The following is a 22,738-nucleotide window of genomic DNA, read 5'->3' as shown; positions in this document are numbered from 1 at the left end:
ATAGATCATCCACTAATGGAGATATATCCTGTTCTTAGTAGTTGATTAAATAATTCTTCCATATCCACGATTGATTGAGCAAAGTAGCATCCTTTTTCTTGTGTTAAGTCCATTTCTAGCATTTGCATGGCTACGCAAGCAGCCACGACACCAGAGCAATAATTCCAGTTAGCGTTACTTTGTAACCAACTCGTTCTTTTCTTGCTGTCTACACCCCATGTTACATAGATGATGAATCCTTGACTTTCATCTTGAGTAGTATAGGTTTCAATCAAACGATTAGCAGAAGCTCTCTTTTCCTCATGTGTCTTGAATTGCTGCATTGCCTTAATCATAATGAAATCAGTTAACATTTTCTGCGTAGCGAATGTATTATAAAAATAGGCATTTGTAATATCAAAAACTTCTAAACACCGCATAAATTCTTTGCTGATAATTGGTAAAGCGTATACTTGATTAAACGGTGACGGTAATATGATTTGGCTACCTATTCCTGATGTTAATTTCTTAATATCGCCGTTACAGTAATAGGCCATCCCATGTCCTTCATCCTTTTCCAAGCTAGATACAATGTCATATGCCCCTGCTTCAGAAAAATTACCTTTACCAGCAAAATAACAGCTTACATGATCAATGGATTCCTTGTTTTTTTGTAACAAAAAAGATAGAAACATTTCGGTCAAACCTGGGTAGACACCAGCGGAAATTGCTAGAGAGATGGAACTATCATGCTTCGCAAGAGCCTCTTCTATCGCCTCTTTCATCGTTTTATCGCCAGATACATCAATATAGTGTGTGTTCGTAAACATACAAGCCTTGGCGACTCGATCAAGGACAATGGAAGAAGGACCAACGGCATTAATAACTACATCACAGCTATCACAAAAGGAAATAATGTTAACTTCATCAAAGACATCGACAACTTTATATTGCATGGTTTCCGATTCTTCACCATACTTCCCAATTAGCTTGTCTATCTTTCTGCTTCCTAGTAATAATTGATATTGATTGTTTTTTAATAGTGTTTCGACAACTCCTGTACCTACTTGTCCTGTTGCACCAACAATTCCTATCGATTTTTTATTCATGGCGATTGATACTCCCCATTAGTTTATTAATTGGTTCTAGTAGCTTTTCAGCAACTTTGCATGCATTCTCGTCATCTTCTATACAGGTTATATGATTTCCTTCGATTGATGTTTCCTCAAAATCCCCAATACATAGTTCTTTCCAAAACTTCAACGTATCCTGTTTATTGGTAAAGATGAAGTCCATATCTTCTTTTGCCACTAAATAACGAATATCACCAAAGTAAGCCATTGGACGTATATTTGAACCTTTAAAACTTTGCAAATAAATGTTGTAGTATCCTTCCAACATTTCATCCGCAATGATCTGACCCGTTTTTTGTTCAATTACTGCTTTATAATCTTTAAATCGTTGCTTTCTACTTAATTGCGATAGTTTCTTTAAGAATCGATAGATTGTTTCGTATTTTGGTTCATTTTTTAATTCCTCAAGATTTGATGCACTTAAACTCTCATTGTTTTGATAAAAAACATACATAATCGCATCCATTAATTCATTATTTGAAGCGCCTTCGTATACATCTTCAACCGTAATATAGAAATTAGTAATAAAAATTAATTCTAATGGAATGGAATCTTCAATTTCATACAAGACGGGAGCACTATCAATTAATGTAAAATCTATGATTTCAACTCCTCTTTCCATTAATCTTCTGGCTATTTCAAGAGCTATAAGCCCACCCATACAATAACCAATCAATTGAACTTGACTTGGTTCCCTATCCATTATTTGCAAGACATAATCATCCGCTAAACAGTCAATTAATACGGAAGAATCAATAGCTAAATATTTATTAATGTCTTGAACGGAGATACTGACAACTGTACCAACACCTTGTTTCGCTAAATGTTTATTCAAATATTGAAAGGCATTCATCGTCCCTAATCCTGCATGTACGACAATACGTAGAGGATCCCCATACGAAAATGATTCTTCTTTTAATAAGCCTATCGATTGGGAAGAGTTTAGTTCGCCAATTTGCTCTGAACCGTTTGTTTCTCTAGCTGCACTTTGATTTAATTTCTGTGCAATCGATTCAATAATGGGCTCATTTAATAGTTGTCGAAGAATGAAATCAAAAGTTATATCTTGATATTGATTATCATTCTCAATGGTTTTTTTTATTTTTCCTGCTAATTGCGATAATGTTAAGGAATCTGCGCCATAATCGTATAGATTTTTACTTACTTGAATATGTTCTACATTCAGCACTTCTGTTGCAAAATGAATGAGTGTTTGTTGTAATTGATTTTCCATCCCTGTCTGCTTAACGCCTATTTCATCATCTTTTGTACATTCTGCAACCAACTGTTGTACATGATTTTTTATAAACTGACGGTCTAATTTATCATTAGCATTCAGTTTCAGCTCTGCTACAATAAATATTTTTACTGGCACCATATATTGAGGTAATAAATTGGCAAGATAGTCTATTAAATCGTTACTATGGATAATGCTTTGGCTATCGTGGTTCACTAATTTAACTACTGCATAAAGATGTGTATCATCAAGTACGACAACACATGAAGTATCAATTCGTTCATATTTGTTTAATAATGATTCGATTTCTCCTAAATTTACGAGATTCCCTCTTAACTTCACTTGATTATCGAGACGCCCTATAAATTCGATTTCGCCATTATCCATATACCTTACAAAGTCGCCCGTTTTATATATTCTCTCTTGTTTAATATTTGTAATAAATCGCTCTTTCGTTAGTTGAGGATTGTTATAGTATCCTAGCGCAAGACTTTCACCACCAATATATAATTCTCCACGAACCCAATTCGGACAATCTTCATCTTTTTCATCCAAAACATAAAAGCGTTGGTTTGCTAAAGGATATCCATATGGAATTGTCTCTCTAACAAAGTCTTCTTCACAGCATAGGTGATAGTTTGACCAAATACCTGCCTCTGTGGCACCACCTAAGGCAACAATCGAACTTTCTGGGAAAACCGTTGAACAATGTTTCACCATTTTAGGCGGTATCCAATCTCCAGATAATAAAATCGTTTTCATCGTTTTAATATTTATTTGTTCTATTTCGTCCACGCTACTTAGCAGCATTTTCATAAGTGCTGGCACCGTATTCCACAGTGTTATGTTCTTCGTTCTAATACATTCTAACCAGTAACTAGCATCATATAGGTGTTCTTGTTCAGGATAAACAATCGTCCCACCAACACTTAACAAACCAAAGATGTCATAGACAGAGAGGTCAAAATGAAGTTTTGATAATGCCAGGACTCGATCGTTACTCGTCATACAAAATCGTCTGTTGATATCTTGAATCGTATTCATTGCTCCAGCATGGGACATGGCTACACCTTTTGGTTCTCCCGTTGAACCCGACGTAAAAATAATGTATGCCAGCGTATCGGGATCACCTTTATAAACGTCGTATGCTGATGTTGTTTTTACTTCTTCTAATTGACTACATATAATTAATCGCCAATCTAAGCAGTCATACATGGAATTACGCTCGTCAATTAGAATAGCAGTCACTTGACTTTGGTCGATTATTTTTTTTATTCGACTAATCGGCTGTGCTTTGTCAATTGGCACATAAACCGCTCCCAATGATAATATCGCTAACACACTCGTAACCTGGTATACTGGTTTGTCGGAAATGATCGCTACCTTATCGCCTTCTTTTACCTGATGCTTCTGAAGTAAGGTCCCTAATTTAAATACCATGACACGCAAATCTTGATATGAATGATGATGGTTCCCCTCTATCATTGCTATTTTATTCGGTTGCTTCCATGCTTGATCAAAAAATCCTTGGTGTAACAAACGTTTTCGTTCGTTAGTATTTTTAGTGAAATTCACACTCTCTCTTTGTTTTATTTGTTGTTTTGGCAGTGTAACTAATGCCGTTGATTCCCACGCTTTATCATCATGCACCAACCTTTTTAAGGCTGTTTCAAATGACAAAAACATATCTTGTATTAAATTGGCAGGAAAAACGCCTTTTCTTACATCCCAGTTCACTCGCAAGCCATTATCATCATCCATGACTTGGCAATCGATAAATACTTGTGGTGTTTGACTAATACCATATTCATTCATTTTTCCTATTAAACCATGTGAATCAATTAGGTTAATGGCACTCGTGAACACAAATGGCATAAAAGCATGCGTTTGGCCTTTTTGTCTTGTAATTTCCCTCAACACCTCTACTCCCGAAAAACTGCTATGATCTAAATCACGAAACATTTGTTGTTGAATCGTATTCACATTGTTAATAAAGGGTGCTTGTGCATTTCTAAAGTCAGCTTCTGTTAAATTAATGGATGTAAAATCACCAACTATATGGTTAACATCGGGATGAACAGGTAATCTATTCAAAAGTATAAGATTGATGATAAAGTGCTTATTTACGCTCCATTTAGCTAGACATTGACTATATAAGGTGAATAAAACACTTGTAGCGGTTATACCTTTATTGGCGATAGCAAGTTTTAATTTATCCCAATCGTTTTTTTCTAATTGGATAAAATATCGTTCAAAGGATTTTTCATCTTGTGATAATGGCAATTTAGGTAGTGTGGGTGAAGTCGGGAGATCCAATACTCTGTGATACCAATAAGCTTTATCTTCTTTATATTTCTCTTGATAACTCCTTTCTTCTTCCAACTTTACATACTCTTTAAAGGTAAAATCATTGTTCGGTAATGTTGCATTTTCATTAAAATACAGTACTTCGAACTCTTTTATTAGTATCCAAATACTTGCCCAATCAACTATTAAAAAATCAAAAGAAATATGCATTGTTGTCCCATGCATTCTTTTACTCAATGCAATATCAAACAACGGCCAACAATCCGGTGAATATCTTTTACTTCCCAACTGTTGTCTAATGGCATCAAGGCGATTCCAGTCATCGACACCATTAGTTGTCAAGTCTTCATAATATATTTCCAATTTCGGCATTTGTTCCAATTCACCTTGGTATCCATTATGATTAATTGTTGTTCTTAACATCTCATGTCGATCTATTAATGACATCCACACATGTTCAACTTTTTCTTTATCTAGATGGAGGTATTCGAGCTCCATATAAATATGACTAGATACTCCTCCGTATTCGAAACTATCCATACTTCCTAATAAATAAGCAGATTGAATAGGAGTTAAAGGGAATGTATTGTCTTGTCCCTCCTGTTCTAATACATCCATTAGCTCATCTTTATACGTTTTAAGAAATGTCATGATTTCTTCAGATATTTGATGCTTCCCAGCCTTAAAATTCAATTTACCATCGCTAGTCCATAGTTCTATTCCTTGTGCTTTTAATTTGTATATTTCATTTTTAAAGTGCTTCAAAGTTTTGTTCAATACGATCCTCACCTTTTTCTTGTAATATGTATTCTTTGCGCATCAAATTTGCTCCATGCAGTAAATTAGCGTCGATTTTGTCTGATAAACCCTCAATTGTGATGCCGTCTATTTGAAATTTATTAGACTCATTGATAGCTAACATTGCCTTATTTATCAAAATGGTATTCAGTATACCCTTCGTTTCTTTTGTGCAGCTAACGGACACCGAGTGGATGTATTTAGATCCGTTTGAATGCTCAATATGCTTTGGCCTTTGGGGTGTACTATAAGCGGAAACAACAAAAGGCAATTCACTAGGTGATAGAGAGAAAAAACCGTATGTTACAACCTCTCCTGACGGCTTCTTCCTGCGACCATTCAGTACTTTAGAAGTGCCTATTCCTAAATTATTTATTTTCCTTTTTACTAAATTTAAATTTTCTTGCTTTGCAATGTCTTCCTCATAACCTTCTAAAGCAAAATCAATTAAGCCTTCACGTTGAACCATCCATTTCTGCCAGCGTTCTCGCATCGATTTTCCATAAATGATTCCTAATGGAAAACTTATAGCTGACATAAACCGTTTCATTTCAAATAATTCGAGAAAGGGACCCTGTTCAAACCATATAAACGCATTAAGAGAATTTTTTGGATTCCTTCCCCACTCAACATGAAATCCCGCTTTTTCAAAATCGCTAACAGCCTTTTTAATATTGTTTACTCTACATTGGATATGACTGATTTTTAACAAGTAAATTCCAACCTTCTAAGATATTTTAGAATCCTTTTAAAAATGTTGTTGAGATAATCTTTTAATTGATAATGATTATCATTATCATGTACTTTATTAAATTCTAAAATATTCTAAAATTAAATACAATAGTCATTACTAGTTATTTTTAAAAATTTTATTTTGTCACAAATAACAATTGACAATGATTATCATTATCAATATACTCGACATGAGTATAACCCTAATTATTCCAAAAAAAAAGAAAATAACCTGTTAAAGTTTATTTCTTCATTTCGAAAGGAGCTATTATTATGGCAAAAAAACGAGCATTACGTACAGAAGATTTTATGACAGTGGGAATTTATACGAGTATTTACTTCACCGTTCTATTTGCTATCTCATTGTTAGGTTACATGCCTATTTTTAATGCAATCTTACCTATTCTGATTGGCGTTTTTGGTGGAGTTCCATTTATTTTGTTTTTGGTAAAATCCGAAAGGTTCGGCATGATTACCTTGAGTGGTATAATATGTGGCTTGATTATGACGTTAATGGGTGGAAGTGGCTTTTATCCTCTTCTTGCTGGGCTGATCTGTGGCTTGATTGCAGACGTTCTTTATATAAATCTTAAATCAAGTTCATTCTCTATGTCTCTATCATATGCTGTGTTTAGTTTATGGACAATTGGCATGTACCTTCCTATTTACATCCATAGAACATCTTATTTTTCTAATATTACTGCTTTATACGGGGCTGATTATGCCCATGCATTAAATAGTTATATTCCTGATTGGACACTTTTTCTATTCATTTTCATGACATTTGTTGCAAGTCTTATAGGAGGTATGATTGGAAATAGACTGTTATCAAAGCATTTTGTGAAATCGGGGATTGTATAAATGAAACTAAGCAAGTCTCAAAAGATACAGATAGACCCAAGAACCAAACTATTGCTGACACTTACTATAAATATCATCACAGTGAGTGTTCCTCAAAGCGGTTGGTTCCTATACATACTGCCCATTCTATGGTTTATTCCAGTCATTTTATTGTTCATTTATCAAAAATACAAGATAGCATCTTATTATTTGATGTTGTTGTTGTTTCTTTCTATCTTTCAGTTTACTGTTGCTCCTTATTTACACGGTTTTATTTTCTATCTATCACTAGGAATAATCTCCATTTCCCTACGATTACTTCCTGGTATCATGATGGGCTATTTTCTTGTGTCCACTACATCTATAAGCAAACTCATTGCAGCGATGGAAAAATTACATTTTCCAAAAGGTCTCATTATTTCACTCTCTGTCATGTTTCGCTTTTTCCCTACACTTAGCTATGAATATTTATATATTCAGCAGGCAATGGCATTCCGTGGGCTCACTGGATTCTCTATGCTGTTACATCCTTTCAAGGCAATGGAATATCGCCTTATTCCGCTCATTGTATCAGCCTCAACGATTGGCAATGAGTTAACGATGACATCATTAACACGTGGTTTATCGGCTCCAGTAATTAGAACAAATGTATGTCAGCTTCGTTTTTACCCGCAGGATTTTTTGTTGATCTTCATAAGTATTTTGGTATGGTTAGTATTTATTTGGGAGGTACTTTTATGATTCAACTCGAAAATGTTTCATTTCTATATAACAATCAAACAAAAATGTCCTTACAAAATATTAATTTAACTATTTCACAGGGTGAGGTAGTCGTCCTATGTGGTAAGTCTGGTTGCGGAAAAACAACGATTACAAGATTATTGAATGGACTTATCCCCCACTATATTGAGGGACAACTGGAAGGTTCAGTTAGGTTGGATAATCAGGACATTCAATCTTTGGAGATACACGAAATTTCGCGGCTTACTGGTTCAGTCTTTCAAAATCCTAAAACTCAATTTTATAACATTGATACAGATAGTGAGCTTGTTTTTACAGTGGAAAACTTGGGGTTGCCTGCAGTGGAAATACTAAATAGAAAAGCTTCTATCGTAAAACAGCTTAGGTTACACCCTCTTTTAAAACGGAATTTGTTTCATCTTTCAGGTGGTGAAAAACAAAGGATCGCATGTGCCTCTGTTGCCATTCATGATCCGCCCATTATAATCCTTGATGAACCATCTGCTAATTTGGACCAGGAAGCAACAGCACAACTAGCAGAGATGATTGCTCTTTGGAAAAGTCAGGGTAAAACCATTATTATTTCAGAACATCGGCTTCATTACTTACAAACGCTTGCTGATCGGTTTGTTGTGTTGGAGCAGGGGAAAGTCAGTCATATTTTTACACAAAAAGAGATGCTCAACATGCCTAATGAGGCACTTTATCAGTTAGGCCTTCGAGCGATTCACCTAGAGGAATTAATACCTATGCAAACTTTTCTTGTGGATCAGGGTTCACGTTTTCAAGCTGATACACTCACTTATGTAAAGCATGATTTTCAACTTAGAATAGACGGGTTTGACCTCCCCTCTCCAGCAATAATCGCAATCACTGGCCACAACGGTGCAGGTAAATCAACGTTTGCTAAATCCTTGACAGGTCTCAACAAAAAATCTTCACCTACGTTTCACATAAACAATGTGACGTTTAAGAAAAAGCAGTGCCTTAAAGCAAGTAGTATTGTGATGCAGGATGTACACCATCAATTATTTACAGAAAGCGTTTTATCAGAAATTCTTCTTTCCATGCCAGAACCTAATGAAAACGAAGCACTTAAGCTGCTTTCTCTATTGGATGCCATTCAATTTAAAGATGCGCATCCTATGTCGTTATCTGGTGGTGAAAAGCAACGTGTAGCCATACTTTCAGCTATTGCCGCAGATAAACAACTGATTATTATGGATGAACCGACAAGCGGACTTGACTATCATCATATGAAGCAATTTGCTTACTGCATGAATGTTCTACGCCAGCAAAACAAGCAAGTGTTCATTATTACCCATGATCCTGAGATGATATCGCTTTGTTGTGATGGAACTATTGAATTAGCGCAAGGTACTATAAAAAAATTAACAATATTTAACGAATAAAGGATGTGAAACCTTGGAACATATCGAAAAAAAAGAACATTGGATCAAGTCAATCATTCACTTTGCAGGGAGCTCTAAAGTGCCCCTTACCTTATCCGTGCTGTTAGCCATTATTAGTGTGATTGGTGGCATGGTTCCCTATGTAGCTATATATCAAATAATCACTAATTTAGTTGATGGTACACAGAATATGCAAGACATTATTTTTTGGATTGCGATTGCCATGATTGGTTACTTAGCTCAAACATTATTTCATTCAATATCCAGTTATTTCTCACATCGAGCTGCTTATAATATCCTTGAGGTAATACGTCTGCAGCTAGCTGAAAGATTAATACGCGCACCACTCGGTCATATTCTTAACCAACCAGTTGGAAAGATTAAAAATGTCATCATTGATCGGGTTGAAACATTGGAGTTGCCACTAGCTCATATTATCCCTGAAGGTATTTCAAACCTATTATTGCCAATTGGTGTCTTCATCTATATGCTTACAATTGACTATCGTCTAGCCCTTGCCTCACTTGTGACAGTTCCGATTGCATTTATCGTTTATGCCTTCATGATGAGGAATTTCAACACGCAATATCAACAATATATGGATGCAAGCAATCATGTGAATAGTGTCATTGTGGAATACGTTGAAGGAATTGAGGTAATAAAAACATTTAATCAGACAAATACTTCTTACGAAAAATTCTCCAATTCCATTACAGATTTTAAAAATTATACAATGAAATGGTTCCGTAGCACATGGCCATGGATGACATTAGGTAATGCTATTTTACCATCCACCCTTGTTGGTACACTCCCAATCGGTTTATGGCTTTATCAGCGCGATGCCATTGATCCACCACAATTAATCATTTGTCTTATTTTATCCATGGGGCTTATTTATCCGCTTATGAAGTTTACTGTTTTCATCAATGATTTCAAAGCCATTGAATATGCGATTGATGATACAAAAGCCTATTTAAACCTTGAATCACTTCCTATTGTAGAAGAAACAGCAACATTAATAAATTATGATATTGCACTGAATGCTATTTCATTTAGTTATGATAATCAGCATCATGTAATTCAAAATGTCTCCTTAACTATTCCTGAAAAAAGTTACACAGCACTTGTTGGCCCTTCAGGAAGTGGTAAATCGACCATTGCCAAACTACTTGCACGTTTCTGGGATGTCACAGATGGGACTATTACCATTGGCGGGACAAATATCAAAGAAATCCATCCAAATGACCTATCTAAACACATTAGCTTTGTTGCTCAGGATAACTTTTTATTTAAAACAAGCCTTTTAGAAAATATTCGAATGGGTAATCCACAGGCTAGTGATGAAGAAGTGTTTAGAGCAGCACGATTAGCAAGATGTGATACTTTTATTTCTCGATTAGACAATGGCTATGATTCTGATTCTGGTGAAGCTGGCAACAAGCTGTCTGGTGGTGAAAAACAGCGTATTGCTATAGCCCGTGCCATCTTAAAAGACGCACCTATCATTATTCTTGACGAGGCGACAGCCTTTACTGATCCTGAAAATGAAGCAGAAATTCAAAAAGCCTTTAACGAGCTTGCAAAAGATAAAACACTGATCGTTATTGCCCACAGATTATCAACGATTAGGCAGGCAGATCAAATTGTCGTATTAAAAGACGGTAGTATCCACCAAGTTGGGACCCACGATGACTTGCTCAAAGGTAATGAACTTTATCTAAAATTATGGAAGGCACATATTAGTTCAAAGGAACATGGGCTCCTATCTGAAGCTAATCTTTCTCAGGAGGTCTCGTCAAATGATTAAAATAATGAAGAGAATTATCGATTGGATTGGTCCTTACAAAAAACGATTGTATCTGGGGTTTGTTTTCTCATTTTTTCAGTCTGTATGTATTGCCCTTCCAATCGTTATCACCGCTAATGGTTTGCAATTGATGCTTGATGACTATCATGGAAAAAAAACATTGGACATACACACTATTTGGTTTCTATTACTTCTTTTGATTCTAACAGTTATTGGCCGATTCATCTTTGCCTACTTAAAAGCTCTCTACCAAGAAAGTATTGGCTATGAAATTTCAGCAGACCACCGCATTAAAATGGGCAATACATTGAAGAGAGTTTCTCTTGGATTTTTTCATAAACATCGGGTAGGTGACATTAATAGTGCCGTCACAACAGATCTATCATTTTTTGAAATGATGGGCATTAAAATGATTGATGTTGTTATCAATGGATATATATTGACATTCACTATGATTCTTTTCTTATTATTCTATCAGCCACGAATGGCCTTAGTTGCTATTTGCGGTGTTATCGTCTCTTTCATCTTCCTAAGACTACTTCAACGTCATAGTAGAAATAATGCTAGTTCCCATCAAAAGAGTCAACACCAGCTTGTCAGCTCTACATTAGAGTATTTACGTGGTATGTCAGTGATTAAAAACTTTAATCAAGAAGGAATTGCATCTCGTAACTTACAAGAAGCCTTTCACAACAGCAAACAAATCAATATCATGATTCAAAAAGGATTTGGTGCTTTCAATGTCGGACATCGACTAGCCCTAAAACTTGCGTCCGTTTTTCTTGTATTGATTGCAGCTTACATGGTAATGAATGGCGAAATGGAGCTTGCAGATATGCTACTGATTACTCTTTTTTCATTCGTGATGTTTGATAGTCTTGAACCTATCAGCGATGCCACACATGTCCTTGAAACTATAAACAATACACTTGATAAATTGGAATCACTTGAAAACACAACATTTATTGATGAACAAGGAACAGATACGACTCTTACACAATATAGTATTCAGTTCGATCAAGTTTCCTTTTCTTACGACAAAAGACCTATCATTCAGGATGTATCCTTTACGATTAAAGAAGGAACAACGACAGCGATTGTCGGACCATCAGGTTCAGGTAAAACAACCTTGTGCAATTTGATAGCTCGTTTTTATGATGTCAATAATGGGGCTATATCTATTGATAATATTAACATTAAAACTATGCAGCTAAACAATTTATTATCATCCATTAGTATGGTATTCCAAAAGGTCTATTTGTTCAACGATACCATTTACCATAATATTCTTTTTGGAAATCCATATGCTTCGCAAGATGAAATCATTGAAGCAGCGAAAAAAGCACAATGTCATGACTTTATTATGTCACTTGAAAAAGGCTATGATACGGTTCTCAATGATGGTGGTTCTTCATTATCAGGTGGTGAGAAGCAGCGAATCTCAATTGCACGCGCCATATTAAAAAATGCGCCGATTATTATACTAGATGAAGCGACAGCAAGTCTCGATCCTGAAAATGAAACACTCATCCAAGCTGCACTGGACGAATTAATCCAAGGAAAAACAACCATCATCATCGCTCACCGTTTAGCAACAATAGAAAACGCCGATCAAATTATCGTCTTAGAAGATGGTAAAATCGTCCAAAAAGGGTCACATCACTCACTTATGAAAGAACAAGGTGTGTATCGTCATTTTATCAACATTCGACAAGGCGCCGAAAATTGGAAGCTAACAACATAGATTTATATACGATAAATAGTAATCAATTTAAGCCTAATAACGTTAGTAGTACAAACCTCGATCAAGGTTTTGTGCTACTATTTTTTATTGAAGTGAGGAAAAGTTGAACTATAGAATTCCAGTAGAGTTATATCATTTTATAACTGCAAACAAGCATACCCCCGTCCTGAAGTTAGAAGGGATAAAATAAAGTTGTCTTTTAGAAAGCTAAGTTTTATTCCATAATAGCGCCTGATTGTGGAAAACAACTTTTTGTTACTTAATGATGAACCAAGAAAACATTGTTGTACGGAGCTGTCGCTACGTTTTCACAGCTGAGACATCCGCCAGAGGTTTGATCTTTGTACAATAGGCGTTTAGACACGCCTAAAAAATAGAGGTAGGTGTTTTCTAGTGAATTAAGTTAACATTGCAAATATGCATAGTGCGTTATGTACTTCTGAATTGTCAAAATCTTCACTCGAATTTGCATACTCCAGAATCCCTAACATATATTGAATTTCCAGAATATTCACTAAACAAAAGGGGGACATGAAAATGCAAGCACGACATTTTAGGCCACGGAATGTGATTGTTATTGCGATTATTGTTAGTTTATCCCTATCAACTGGTCATGCTATTTATACAAACTTCATAGAGGTGCATTCAACTGACACAAATACTGATAAAAAATCTGGCGTCATTGTAAGTAAAATCAGCACGCCTATGACTCTCAGTAATCAGATGAAAGCCTAGAATATGCTTCAAGATGAATATATCAGTGACCTTAACCCGAAAGTAAATAATTTAACAAGCAGGAAATCACATAAATCGTGATATCCTGCTTCTTTAAATATTATCGATAATTGCTATTTTCCCTTGTTCAGTCGACTGTATAAGTATTTTTGATTGTCTAGTATGCGCTTATCATTTGGTTTATACATGCGGGCTGCTTCATTATGCTCATGTGCATTTTCATATAGACCTAAGCGATCATACAGCTTGCTTAACTGCAATTGTGGAACCCATGTTGAATACGCTGGTCTTTGAATCCCTAACGTAGCTGGAGCTTGTTGTAGTGCTTGTGAATACCAATATATTGCTTCTTTGTTTTTTGATTGCTCCATAAAAAAACGACCGAGTCGACAACAAGTTTCTGGTCTAGGTTGATCATACAATAATGCTTGTAAAACGGACTGCGTTGCTTGTTTTGAATCCTGTAAATGCAAATAACAATCTGCTAAATTTAAGCACGCCTGAATATTATCCTCTGTAGAACCCAGCGCTAAGTCTAGAAATGTATGATATTGATTAATTGCTTCTAAAAAACGAAGATGCCTTTTTAATTCATTCGCGTAATGAAACGTTTCACTTGCTGAAAACAAATGCCCTGTTGCCTTTAAGTTCTCATATATTCGCATATTACGATCTGTATCTATTTTTAATGGTAAATGGGTAATTGCAATATCACTATGGTAGAGTTTCCCTGCTACATTTAGAGACTCATGGACAGCACCTTGCCACTGAAAATTTCGCGAGCGTTTTAGGAGACGGTATCTTTTTTCAGAAGTCTCAATTTCTCCGTCTTCATCTAACAGTACGTAATAATCCATTGAGACAGCATCAATAGTAGGTTTAAGTGACTTCTTAAGTTGTACTAGCTTTTGCTGATGTTCTGTTGTAAGAACATCATCTGCATCTAGCCATAAAATATAATCTTTCGTTGCCTTTTGGAAGGAAAAATTCCGTGCTTGGGCAAAATCATCACACCATGTATAATCAAAGATACGAGCGGTATAGTGTCGAACAATTTCTTTTGTACGATCAGTAGAGCCTGTATCAATAATATTGATTTCATCTACTACATGTTGCACTGAGTCTAGGCACCTCTCAATAATACTCTCTTCATCTTTGACAATCATGCATAAACTAATAGTTAGCATCTGTCCCCTCCTTTATCTAAGTAATATATGCTGGTTCTAAAATCATCAGCCTGGATATTTTCCCATTTTGCAAGAGGCGTTTTTCCATTTTATTAACTAAAGTAAAAAACGAACAGAGCTTTACGCTCCATCCGTTCGAATTTTTATAAATATTCTTCTCGCCATTGTATTTGTTCTTTATCAGTTAACTGCTGTTCTAGGATGTTATCCCATTGATTTAACAGTGTATTCCACACCCTGGCATACACAATATCCTGTTCCTTATCATGGAGTATAAATTCAAGACATGGAATATCATTAATTTGTTTGGCTTCAGTATTCACAATGGTCTCTATTATCTTTTGTGAGGTAGTGGATTCTTCATGTTCCTTCTGTAAAGCGGCGATAATCATAGTTTCTTCAAAATGCTCTTGTTGTTCTGACTCGCTATCCACATAGCGATATGGCTCTGGTAACTCATCATATTCCTCTATACTGTCTTCTTCAATAGGGAGAAATGTGTGATGACATGGGCTAAATAAAAGATTCTTTGTTTCAACAGCTAGCTCCTCTTCAAAAATACCCCGCTCCAATTGTTGCTCGCCTTTCGTTGTTAACCTGTAGAAATCTTCTCTATGTTCAATCAGACGTACCCGGGACATCAATGATACGAGGTCCTCAATAAAAAGCGGATCTACAAGTAATAGTTCACTTAATTCCTGTGCATTTTGAAAATCTGCCTGCTGCATGCTCATTAATAGCATTTTCATCAGGACATCCATGGTAGAACGTCGAATTGGCTCATAGGTCACTTCGACGGTGCGAATTGGAATACACCATTCAATTGACTTCACTACTTTCAGATGACGATTTTGTTGTAACTCTCTCATTAAACGTTGTTGTAATTTTGACATCCTATATCACCTGTCCTTCATGATTACGTAAGCCATTGTAGGATTTCACTGTTGTTAGAAGATTGCTATACATTTCACGCGTATCTTGATGTTTTGCACGTTTCGCGAACATATCTGCGCTACCGACTAACATTAACAGCTCACGTGCTCGAGAAAGCGCCACATTTAAACGACGGTAATCCCGTGCAAAGCCGATGTCTCCTCCTTTAGGTGTATTACGCACCATACTAACTAATATGACATCCATTTCCATTCCTTGGAACTTATCGACAGTTCCTGTTCTAAACTGTAGATGTGGTAAATGCAATTCCTGCTGAAGTAGGCGATTAATTTTCTTCACTTGTTCCCCATAGAAGCTAATTACTCCGACACTTTTTTGTGCATCTTGTGGTATACGTCCTGCCTTTTTCGCTTCAATGACAGCGGCATTTATGTCTGTTAAAATGCGGTAGATTGTTTGTAACTCTCCCTCATTGTAACGACTTGTTCCACCTTTAACCTGCTCCTCTAAATAAGGCTTTTCAGTTGGCATATCCACCCATAGTAAATGGTCATCACGACCAATGAATTGCCCTTCTAAACCATGGTCACGCACTACATCCGAATCTTGTAAACCACATTGTAGGCCACTTTCTTCCTTAGCGTAAAACGGTGTAATACTGTGCATGATTTTTTCATGCATACGGTATTGCAATGCAAGCATTTGCTTGTGAGTCGCTGGTAAATTATTGAATAAGCGCTCAAATAAAGATTCACGCAGCAAATTTTTCAACTCTTGTGCCCCATCAAAGTGAGGATTGTCATCTATCATTGATTTTAGTGTTTCCTCTAACGTATCATCGCCAAGCAATGGCGGTAATTGATGATGATCGCCTACTAAAATAATTTTCTTCCCCTTAAGCATTGGTAATAACAACTCTGGCGGTGTCGCCTTTGAGACTTCATCGATAATAACGACATCGAAGGTTGGATAGTTTTCCATAAATTCTTTACTTGCAGAAGCAACGCAGGTTGTTCCGATTACATTGGCATGTCGCACATATAGTTTACGAATTTCATCTAAATCATATTCTGTTGCGTTTTGTAGCTTGTCACGCCACTCCTCTTGCAATTTTTTACGAAGCGGTAGCTGCTTTTCTTTGCGTTGCAGTTCATCTAAGCTTGCTTTAGCCGATACAATTGCTTGTGCTACTTCCTCATATGTACGCTCTGGAGTAGACTGAAGGAGTTGTGTTATTGCTGTTAATTGTTTTTCTTTTTTCAAACCAGCTACATTTATATTCTTTAGGCTTTCTTCAAATTGTATTTGTTGTTGTTCAATCTCTTGTAAGCTTGCTTGCACCGTTTGTAGTGCTGCTTTCTTCGGTACAAGTTGCGTGTTTGCCTGCTCAACCGCTTGAAGCTGTTGGCGCACTGTCTGTAAAAAAAGTTGCGATTCTGATACAAGTATCTTCAACTGTTCTACAGATTCTTCTGGCATAGAGCCACATTGTGTTACTAATGTTTCGGCAAACTGTTGAAGCTTTTCTTTATGTTCGGTATACGGCTTTAACTGTCGCAATAAACTTTGAACATCAAAGCTTGTAATAGCACATTCTTGATGTAATAAACTACCGATATTTTGACGCAAAGAGGCAAATTCTTGATCTTTATGTTCCTGCTGCTGTCGCAGTGCAACACCCTTCTGCCATACAAAATCCCGACGCATATAGAGCCCAAGTAAATAGCCTTCTATTTGGTCTCCTGGTGGGGTCTGTCCCTCTTGAAAAACTGTATTTAACTGTGCAAACACGCCCGTTAAATTTTGCAATGAAAATGACTGAACAGGCTGGTGCCGACTTTTTGCAAGAGCGCGTTCCTTCTCTTCAGGCGATACTAAAGCTTCCAGTTTTTCAATTGCATTACGTAGTCGCGTATTAATGATCGCCCATGCCTCTAAATCCTTCGCATCCTCTAAATGCTTTACACGTTCAATTTGCTGTGCTAACACATGTGAAGGTCTGATGTGATAATGCTGCAAAAAGCGATGGATACGTTCATAAGTAGTTAAGGTACTAATAAAATTTGCTGCTTCTTTCATAGTTAGGAGTTGCTTACTTTCTCCCTCATATTTCACTTGAATTTCTTGGAACTGTATTGCCATTCGCGTTATCTGATCTTGTAATTCCTTATATTGAATAGCAGCTTGCCACTGGTCAATCTTTTTAGTAGTTTCTTGCAAATTTAGTTGCACTTGCTCTATTGATGCGTTTTCCATTAAAGTCTGTTCAAGTGACTGCACAACAGGTTCTAATTGCGAGAGCTGTTTGTCATAATGCTCTTTTTGTGCTTCACACGCTTGTTGTTCTGTTTTAACAGCTTTCAATTCTTTTTTTAATGCTTGAATTTCTTGTTGTAAAATCGGTTCATCAATAGCCGCTTGTTCTTTTGCCGCAATTTCTTTTGTAAGTTCTTCAAGCCATGTCTCAAGTTTTTCTAATTCATCATTCGTTTTAATAATACTGTTTTGCAGTTCGAGTTCACGTTCAGTAAACGTTGTAATTTCTTCCTCGATGGCCATGAGCGTTTGTTCACGCCAATGTAGTGCAACGTTTTCCTCGATGAATTTTTTGCCCTCTTCCTCAATACTCTCCGTACGACCATAGCGCAAAATACGAATTTCTTGATTGGAAAGTAGTCTTCCTAATGCATTATCAACCGCTAAATTTGATTGAGAGGCAACAAGTGTTTTTAAGCCGGCCTTCACATTTTGTTGACAGATTTCGGAAATAACCGTTGTTTTTCCTGTCCCAGGTGGCCCTTGTATGACATAGAGATCCTCTACAGATAGAGCTCCTATAACAGCCCGACGCTGATAGTCGTTTAAGTTATTGTGAAAATCTATATCATCCCGTTGCTTAGCTGTCCTTACAGTAGGACGTTTCTCAAATAATATTGTCTCTAAGCTAGGGTTGACTGCCTCCCCTTTTTCGAGCTTAGTAAACCCATTGCGTAAGCGTTTAATTTGGCTCAATGTTGCAAAATTACTAAAGCTAGCCTGCCTCGAACGAAGATTGAGTTGATCTTTTCTCGCCTGTTCTTGTGCGAAAGGTTTTAAGTCAATCTCAACCGTTTGCTTCCCCGCATTAACCTTTAATACTTGCCCGATTTCGCCACGAATGCCTTGAATACTTACACTCAAGCCATCTAACTGCTTCCATTCCTTTGCTTTCACATAAGGGCATACAAGTGTAAGGCGTGTAAAATCTTCATTGTAATAGCTTTGTTTAAATTCAGTATGGATATCATCAATTGTTGCATCACGCTCTTGGATTTTTAAATAGCCTTCCCAGCTTGCAATGCGCTTTTTAACATATTCCGTACGTTCCTCCGCAATTGGTAGTTCTCTTATTTTCTTATGAAGGTCTAACGGAATACCTGCTCCATTATTTAGCTTTGTCACGAATTGCAGGGCAGCTGGTAAACGACGATTTGTATGAACCGGTCCGCGCATATGCACGAATCGGATATTCGTTGCCAGTAAGCCTTCAACCTTTAGTACACAATCCATAATGGCCGTTTTCTCTGCTATTATGCCCTCTAACTTTTCATTTTGCTGGGCATTAAAATAGATCGACAAAAACGTTTCACCTGGTGTTTTCGCCTTTCGTTTTTCAATATAGACCGTAAATGTTTTTTGTAACGCAAAAAAGGCATGCTCATTTGCTGAGCATTCCTCTACCGCTTCCTTCGCCTTATTCGTCAAAATCAGATTACAGCGTTGTTTTTCTAGTAAAGCGATGTCCTGCATGAGCAGCCCTCCCTTCCGATTTCACTAAAGTCTTATTTTATCATATTGTAAAAGGATTCTAGAAAAGAAAAATCCCCTGCACAGTGATTTCCTTCCACTGTACAAGGGATTTTAGTTTTCTTAGATAACTAAGCATCCGTTCCACATGCTCGCTGTTACTTTGCGTCCTATAACTTAGCCGTGATAGGTAAAATCCATCAAGCATGCATATGCTACTTTTTAATGTTGATCGATGGTTTCTTTCGGTAAAGTTTTGCTCATTTCACAATATTGTACGAAAACACGTGCCATTTCGCGTAAACGATTATGAACATCTACATCTACAATATTGTTATCCGCATCAAAATGTGATGTGTGTGTGTATACATAGTTTGGTGTTACTAGCGCACGGAAGTAATCTAAAATTGGTTTTAGTTGATTTTCTACTACTAAATGATGCTGGTATGTGCCACCATTTGCTACAATAGATACTGGTTTATAGCGCATTGTTTTAGGATGTAAGAAATCAAATGCATTTTTCAATACACCAGGTATCGAAGCTTGAAAAATCGGCGTTGCAATGATATAAGCATCAGCTTCTTCAAATTTTTGAATCATTTTTTTCATATCATCGTTTAATGGTGAACCATCGACGATTTGATGCTTATATTCACTAAAATGCATAATTTCTAAATTGAAACTAGCATCAAATTCTTTAATATATTGTTCAACTTGCTCTAAAATAGCACCAGTTTTACGACCAAACATCGTGCCATCAACGAGTAAAATTTTCATTATCATTTTGCCTCCACATTCATCTTCTACAATAATATTGTAACAAATGAATAGAAGCACGGGAAGAATTGTAACGATTAAAACCGTAAATTCAGTCTTTAGGCGGAATGAAGTAAACGCTCAATGGTGTAGAATACTTTCACTCCTCATCTCTTCGCTTAAATTTCACTTCTTCATCTACAACAGTTTCCTGTACTTTGAATTTATCTCGGTTGATGATGACATCTCGGCTGACTTTACCTTCTTCCTCCATTGCATTTGGTGATTTGTTTTTTTCCCAATTAAATAAATTCCCACGCGGGGCTTCCATATCTTTAACCTTCGGAAAATCTAACGAAGCCAAGTCCTGCGACGGATAAATCGTTATAGGAAGCTCTTTACCATACAAAGCGATAACAATCATTGCCTTAGCAACCTGGGACGCTTCTATTGCACGAGATCGTTTAAGGGGCCCTACTAATAGAGGCTTTACAAACTTTAGCGCTTTTTCTCCTACCTTTTCGCCAAAACGAAATTCTGTGCGTTCTCCTACCAATAATGATGGACGAACAATTGATAAGCGCTGTAAGCCAAGTTCCATTAACTCATGCTCAAGCTTGCCCTTTACTCTATTATAGTAAAACAGTGAACTCTCGTTTGCGCCCATCGCTGTAATAACAAGTAGATGCGGTATACCACGCTTTTTCGCCAGCGATGCAATAGCTAAAGGATAGTCAAAATCTACTTTCTCAAATCCTTCACGTGATCCTGCCTTTTTTATCGTTGTGCCTAAACAACAATAAAGCTCATGGGCAAACGCAATATCATTTTCCTCTAATGTATCAAAGTTACGAATTTTCACCTCAAGCTTTGCGTGCTCAAACGCTGGCTTGCGACGTGCAATCACTGTCACTGAAACGTATTCATCATTTTCGCATAACTGTTCTACGAGTGAGGCACCTGTTAGACCTGTAGCCCCTACAACAATTGCTGCACGCATTCCCATTCTTATGTTCCCTCCTTCTACTAATGAAGTTTATGTATTAATTTATCTAATCCTAATTTTTACACATACTTGCCCATTTTTCACCATAATTTAAATAGACAGACGAAAGGATGGGATACATTTGCAAAACGAAACTCAAATACTTAAACCGAATAAAACGATTGTTTTCATTATTGAAAGCTGTATTGATAAAGGGCTCTATCCTTTTGAACGGGTTGCAACACTTGCAAAGCTACTCACACATGAGAAAGTTTTCATATTCGCAAAGACCCCTTCAAATGATGGGATACAAATTTTAATGAATGAAAATCTATCACCTATACTATTCGAACATTTTGACGAATTAGTCAAGCATATGAAGGGATTACAGCCTGATTTAATTGTTCGAGATGGTCGTAATTCTGAAAGCTGGCAAGTACACAATTTACGACCTTTCTGTAAAACAATCATTCATTTTGATGATTTTGGTGAAGGTGGCCAAGCCTGCGACTGCGTATTACTAGCACTCTATCAAGAAGTGAAAGATTATTTACCATCACATTATATTGGCGGGAGCTTCGCCTTTGCGTTACCTGATACATTCCAGCATGCAGAAGATATGCCCGATATTAAAACACCCGAAAATCCACCTCATATCGTTGTTGCATTTGAGGATGGGGACGAGCATAACTTAACTTACCGAACTCTTCGACACTTAACTCAGCTACAAATCCCACTACAAATTACTGTGATGATCGATAACAGCTACCGGCATGCAACCGATGATTTACAAATGATGGTGTTAAGTCGCCGCAATACTGCTATTCTTCGTGATAAAGACGCACTTCTAAAACTTTTACCTAAAGCTGATATCATTATTTGTAACGCCAACTACACACCTTATAAAATTGCCTCTTATGGTGTACCTTGCATCACACTAGCACAAACTGAGGCGGAACTATTACATGCATTTCCTCGTGAACATAACGGCTTCATCCATCTCGGTCTTGGCCGTAAAATGAAACAATCACAAATTCAAAACGCCGTTATGGAATTTTTGTTACATGATGCGAGAAGCGAACGCGCGGTAAAGAAGCAACGTCAGCTTAATCTCGCAAGCAATAATGAGACACTAGAAGCATTACTACTTGATTTTGCATATGACCGTCATAATATCGCTTCAACTTAGTGATTCTTTTTAGGTGGATATGATACAATGTATTAGAATTTTTACAATTTCGCTTTTATAAGCGTTTATCCCGTACTAAAGGGTGCTAAACTCCCCCACTTCACATTGATGAATATGTGGGAAGTTTAAGTAAAGATTCAAGCACCCTTAAGTACCGATTGGTTCAACTAATAAGCGGTGAGGGATGAAAAAAACCCTCACCGCTTTAAAGTTTAACTTTAAACGCGTTTGTCATACAAATAACCATATAAAGGAGCAATGTATCATGCCATCGAAAAGTGATATCGAATATCAAATAAAAGAATTAAAAATGGATTATATGAATTTACAAGGTGACATCGAAAAGCTTGAATCTACAGGTCATAACGATCAAGTAACACAGGCTGAACAACGCCTTGCCAACATGGAAGCAAAACTAGCTGAACTAAATAAACAACTCGCAGCACTTTAAGTAATCTAGATTTCTGGAGGAACAT

At 36.6% G+C, this 22,738-nt stretch carries 16 protein-coding genes; 8 read left to right on the top strand and 8 right to left on the bottom strand.

All coding sequences use genetic code 11. From position 1 onward, the window contains the following. Positions 1-5: 5 nt before the first annotated feature. The 3 genes from ACOMCU_RS06875 to ACOMCU_RS06865 are packed head-to-tail and all read right to left on the bottom strand — an operon-like array spanning position 6 to position 6,166. On the bottom strand, positions 6-1,088 hold the full coding sequence (locus tag ACOMCU_RS06875) for a saccharopine dehydrogenase NADP-binding domain-containing protein (protein WP_421049744.1): 1,083 nt from the start codon (positions 1,086-1,088) through the stop codon (positions 6-8). Then, positions 1,081-5,433, bottom strand: coding sequence for a non-ribosomal peptide synthetase (locus ACOMCU_RS06870; protein WP_010857847.1), 4,353 nt, complete (start codon positions 5,431-5,433; stop codon positions 1,081-1,083). The genes ACOMCU_RS06875 and ACOMCU_RS06870 overlap by 8 nt, the downstream gene beginning before the upstream one ends. Then, positions 5,408-6,166 (bottom strand): VOC family protein, encoded by a 759-nt coding sequence (locus ACOMCU_RS06865; RefSeq protein WP_421049743.1) that lies wholly within the window; start codon positions 6,164-6,166, stop codon positions 5,408-5,410. Before ACOMCU_RS06865 ends, ACOMCU_RS06870 begins: the two co-directional genes overlap by 26 nt. A gap of 293 nt (positions 6,167-6,459) precedes the next feature. Here ACOMCU_RS06865 and ACOMCU_RS06860 point away from each other — a divergent pair, with 293 nt between their 5' ends. The 6 genes from ACOMCU_RS06860 (at position 6,460) to ACOMCU_RS06835 (ending at position 13,465) form a co-directional block, all read left to right on the top strand. Continuing rightward, positions 6,460-7,047, top strand: a complete 588-nt coding sequence (locus tag ACOMCU_RS06860) for an MptD family putative ECF transporter S component (RefSeq protein WP_010857844.1) — start codon at positions 6,460-6,462, stop codon at positions 7,045-7,047. Beyond that, on the top strand, positions 7,048-7,767 hold the full coding sequence (locus ACOMCU_RS06855; RefSeq protein ID WP_421049742.1) for an energy-coupling factor transporter transmembrane component T: 720 nt from the start codon (positions 7,048-7,050) through the stop codon (positions 7,765-7,767). It abuts the gene before it with no gap. Then, positions 7,764-9,179 (top strand): ABC transporter ATP-binding protein, encoded by a 1,416-nt coding sequence (locus ACOMCU_RS06850; RefSeq protein ID WP_421049741.1) that lies wholly within the window; start codon positions 7,764-7,766, stop codon positions 9,177-9,179. The genes ACOMCU_RS06855 and ACOMCU_RS06850 overlap by 4 nt, the downstream gene beginning before the upstream one ends. Before the next feature lie 13 nt (positions 9,180-9,192). Then, a complete protein-coding gene (locus ACOMCU_RS06845) occupies positions 9,193-10,986 on the top strand; it encodes an ABC transporter ATP-binding protein (protein WP_421049740.1) in 1,794 nt (597 codons plus the stop codon). Next, a complete protein-coding gene (locus ACOMCU_RS06840; RefSeq protein ID WP_421049739.1) occupies positions 10,979-12,730 on the top strand; it encodes an ABC transporter ATP-binding protein in 1,752 nt (583 codons plus the stop codon). The genes ACOMCU_RS06845 and ACOMCU_RS06840 overlap by 8 nt, the downstream gene beginning before the upstream one ends. A gap of 537 nt (positions 12,731-13,267) precedes the next feature. Beyond that, positions 13,268-13,465, top strand: a complete 198-nt coding sequence (locus ACOMCU_RS06835; protein WP_010857839.1) for a hypothetical protein — start codon at positions 13,268-13,270, stop codon at positions 13,463-13,465. Positions 13,466-13,578: 113 nt separating this feature from the next. On the opposite strand, the gene ACOMCU_RS06830 is transcribed toward ACOMCU_RS06835, so the two are convergent. The 5 genes from ACOMCU_RS06830 to ACOMCU_RS06810 form a co-directional block, all read right to left on the bottom strand. Further along, positions 13,579-14,652 carry a glycosyltransferase gene (locus ACOMCU_RS06830; RefSeq protein WP_421049738.1) on the bottom strand — a complete coding sequence of 358 codons (1,074 nt, stop codon included), beginning with the start codon at positions 14,650-14,652 and terminating at the stop codon, positions 13,579-13,581. A 143-nt stretch (positions 14,653-14,795) separates the two neighbouring features. Continuing rightward, positions 14,796-15,545 (bottom strand): hypothetical protein, encoded by a 750-nt coding sequence (locus tag ACOMCU_RS06825; protein WP_010857837.1) that lies wholly within the window; start codon positions 15,543-15,545, stop codon positions 14,796-14,798. Position 15,546: 1 nt separating this feature from the next. Next, positions 15,547-19,335, bottom strand: coding sequence for an AAA domain-containing protein (locus ACOMCU_RS06820; protein ID WP_421049737.1), 3,789 nt, complete (start codon positions 19,333-19,335; stop codon positions 15,547-15,549). 219 nt (positions 19,336-19,554) lie between these two features. Then, on the bottom strand, positions 19,555-20,109 hold the full coding sequence (locus ACOMCU_RS06815; RefSeq protein WP_010857835.1) for an NADPH-dependent FMN reductase: 555 nt from the start codon (positions 20,107-20,109) through the stop codon (positions 19,555-19,557). Positions 20,110-20,248: 139 nt separating this feature from the next. Then, on the bottom strand, positions 20,249-21,094 hold the full coding sequence (locus ACOMCU_RS06810) for an NAD(P)H-binding protein (RefSeq protein ID WP_421049736.1): 846 nt from the start codon (positions 21,092-21,094) through the stop codon (positions 20,249-20,251). A gap of 121 nt (positions 21,095-21,215) precedes the next feature. Here ACOMCU_RS06810 and ACOMCU_RS06805 point away from each other — a divergent pair, with 121 nt between their 5' ends. Next, positions 21,216-22,262 (top strand): PseG/SpsG family protein, encoded by a 1,047-nt coding sequence (locus ACOMCU_RS06805; RefSeq protein WP_421049735.1) that lies wholly within the window; start codon positions 21,216-21,218, stop codon positions 22,260-22,262. A 265-nt stretch (positions 22,263-22,527) separates the two neighbouring features. Further along, the gene (locus ACOMCU_RS06800; protein WP_010857832.1) at positions 22,528-22,713 is read left to right on the top strand and encodes an SE1832 family protein; all 186 of its coding nucleotides are present in this window, start codon (positions 22,528-22,530) and stop codon (positions 22,711-22,713) included. Positions 22,714-22,738: the final 25 nt, after the last annotated feature.

It is taken from the genome of Lysinibacillus sp. UGB7, from assembly GCF_049058285.1.
GTDB lineage: Bacteria > Bacillota > Bacilli > Bacillales_A > Planococcaceae > Lysinibacillus > Lysinibacillus sphaericus_B.
Note: the sequence above shows the minus strand (reverse complement) of the source record. Positions and strands in the feature narration are given on the sequence as shown.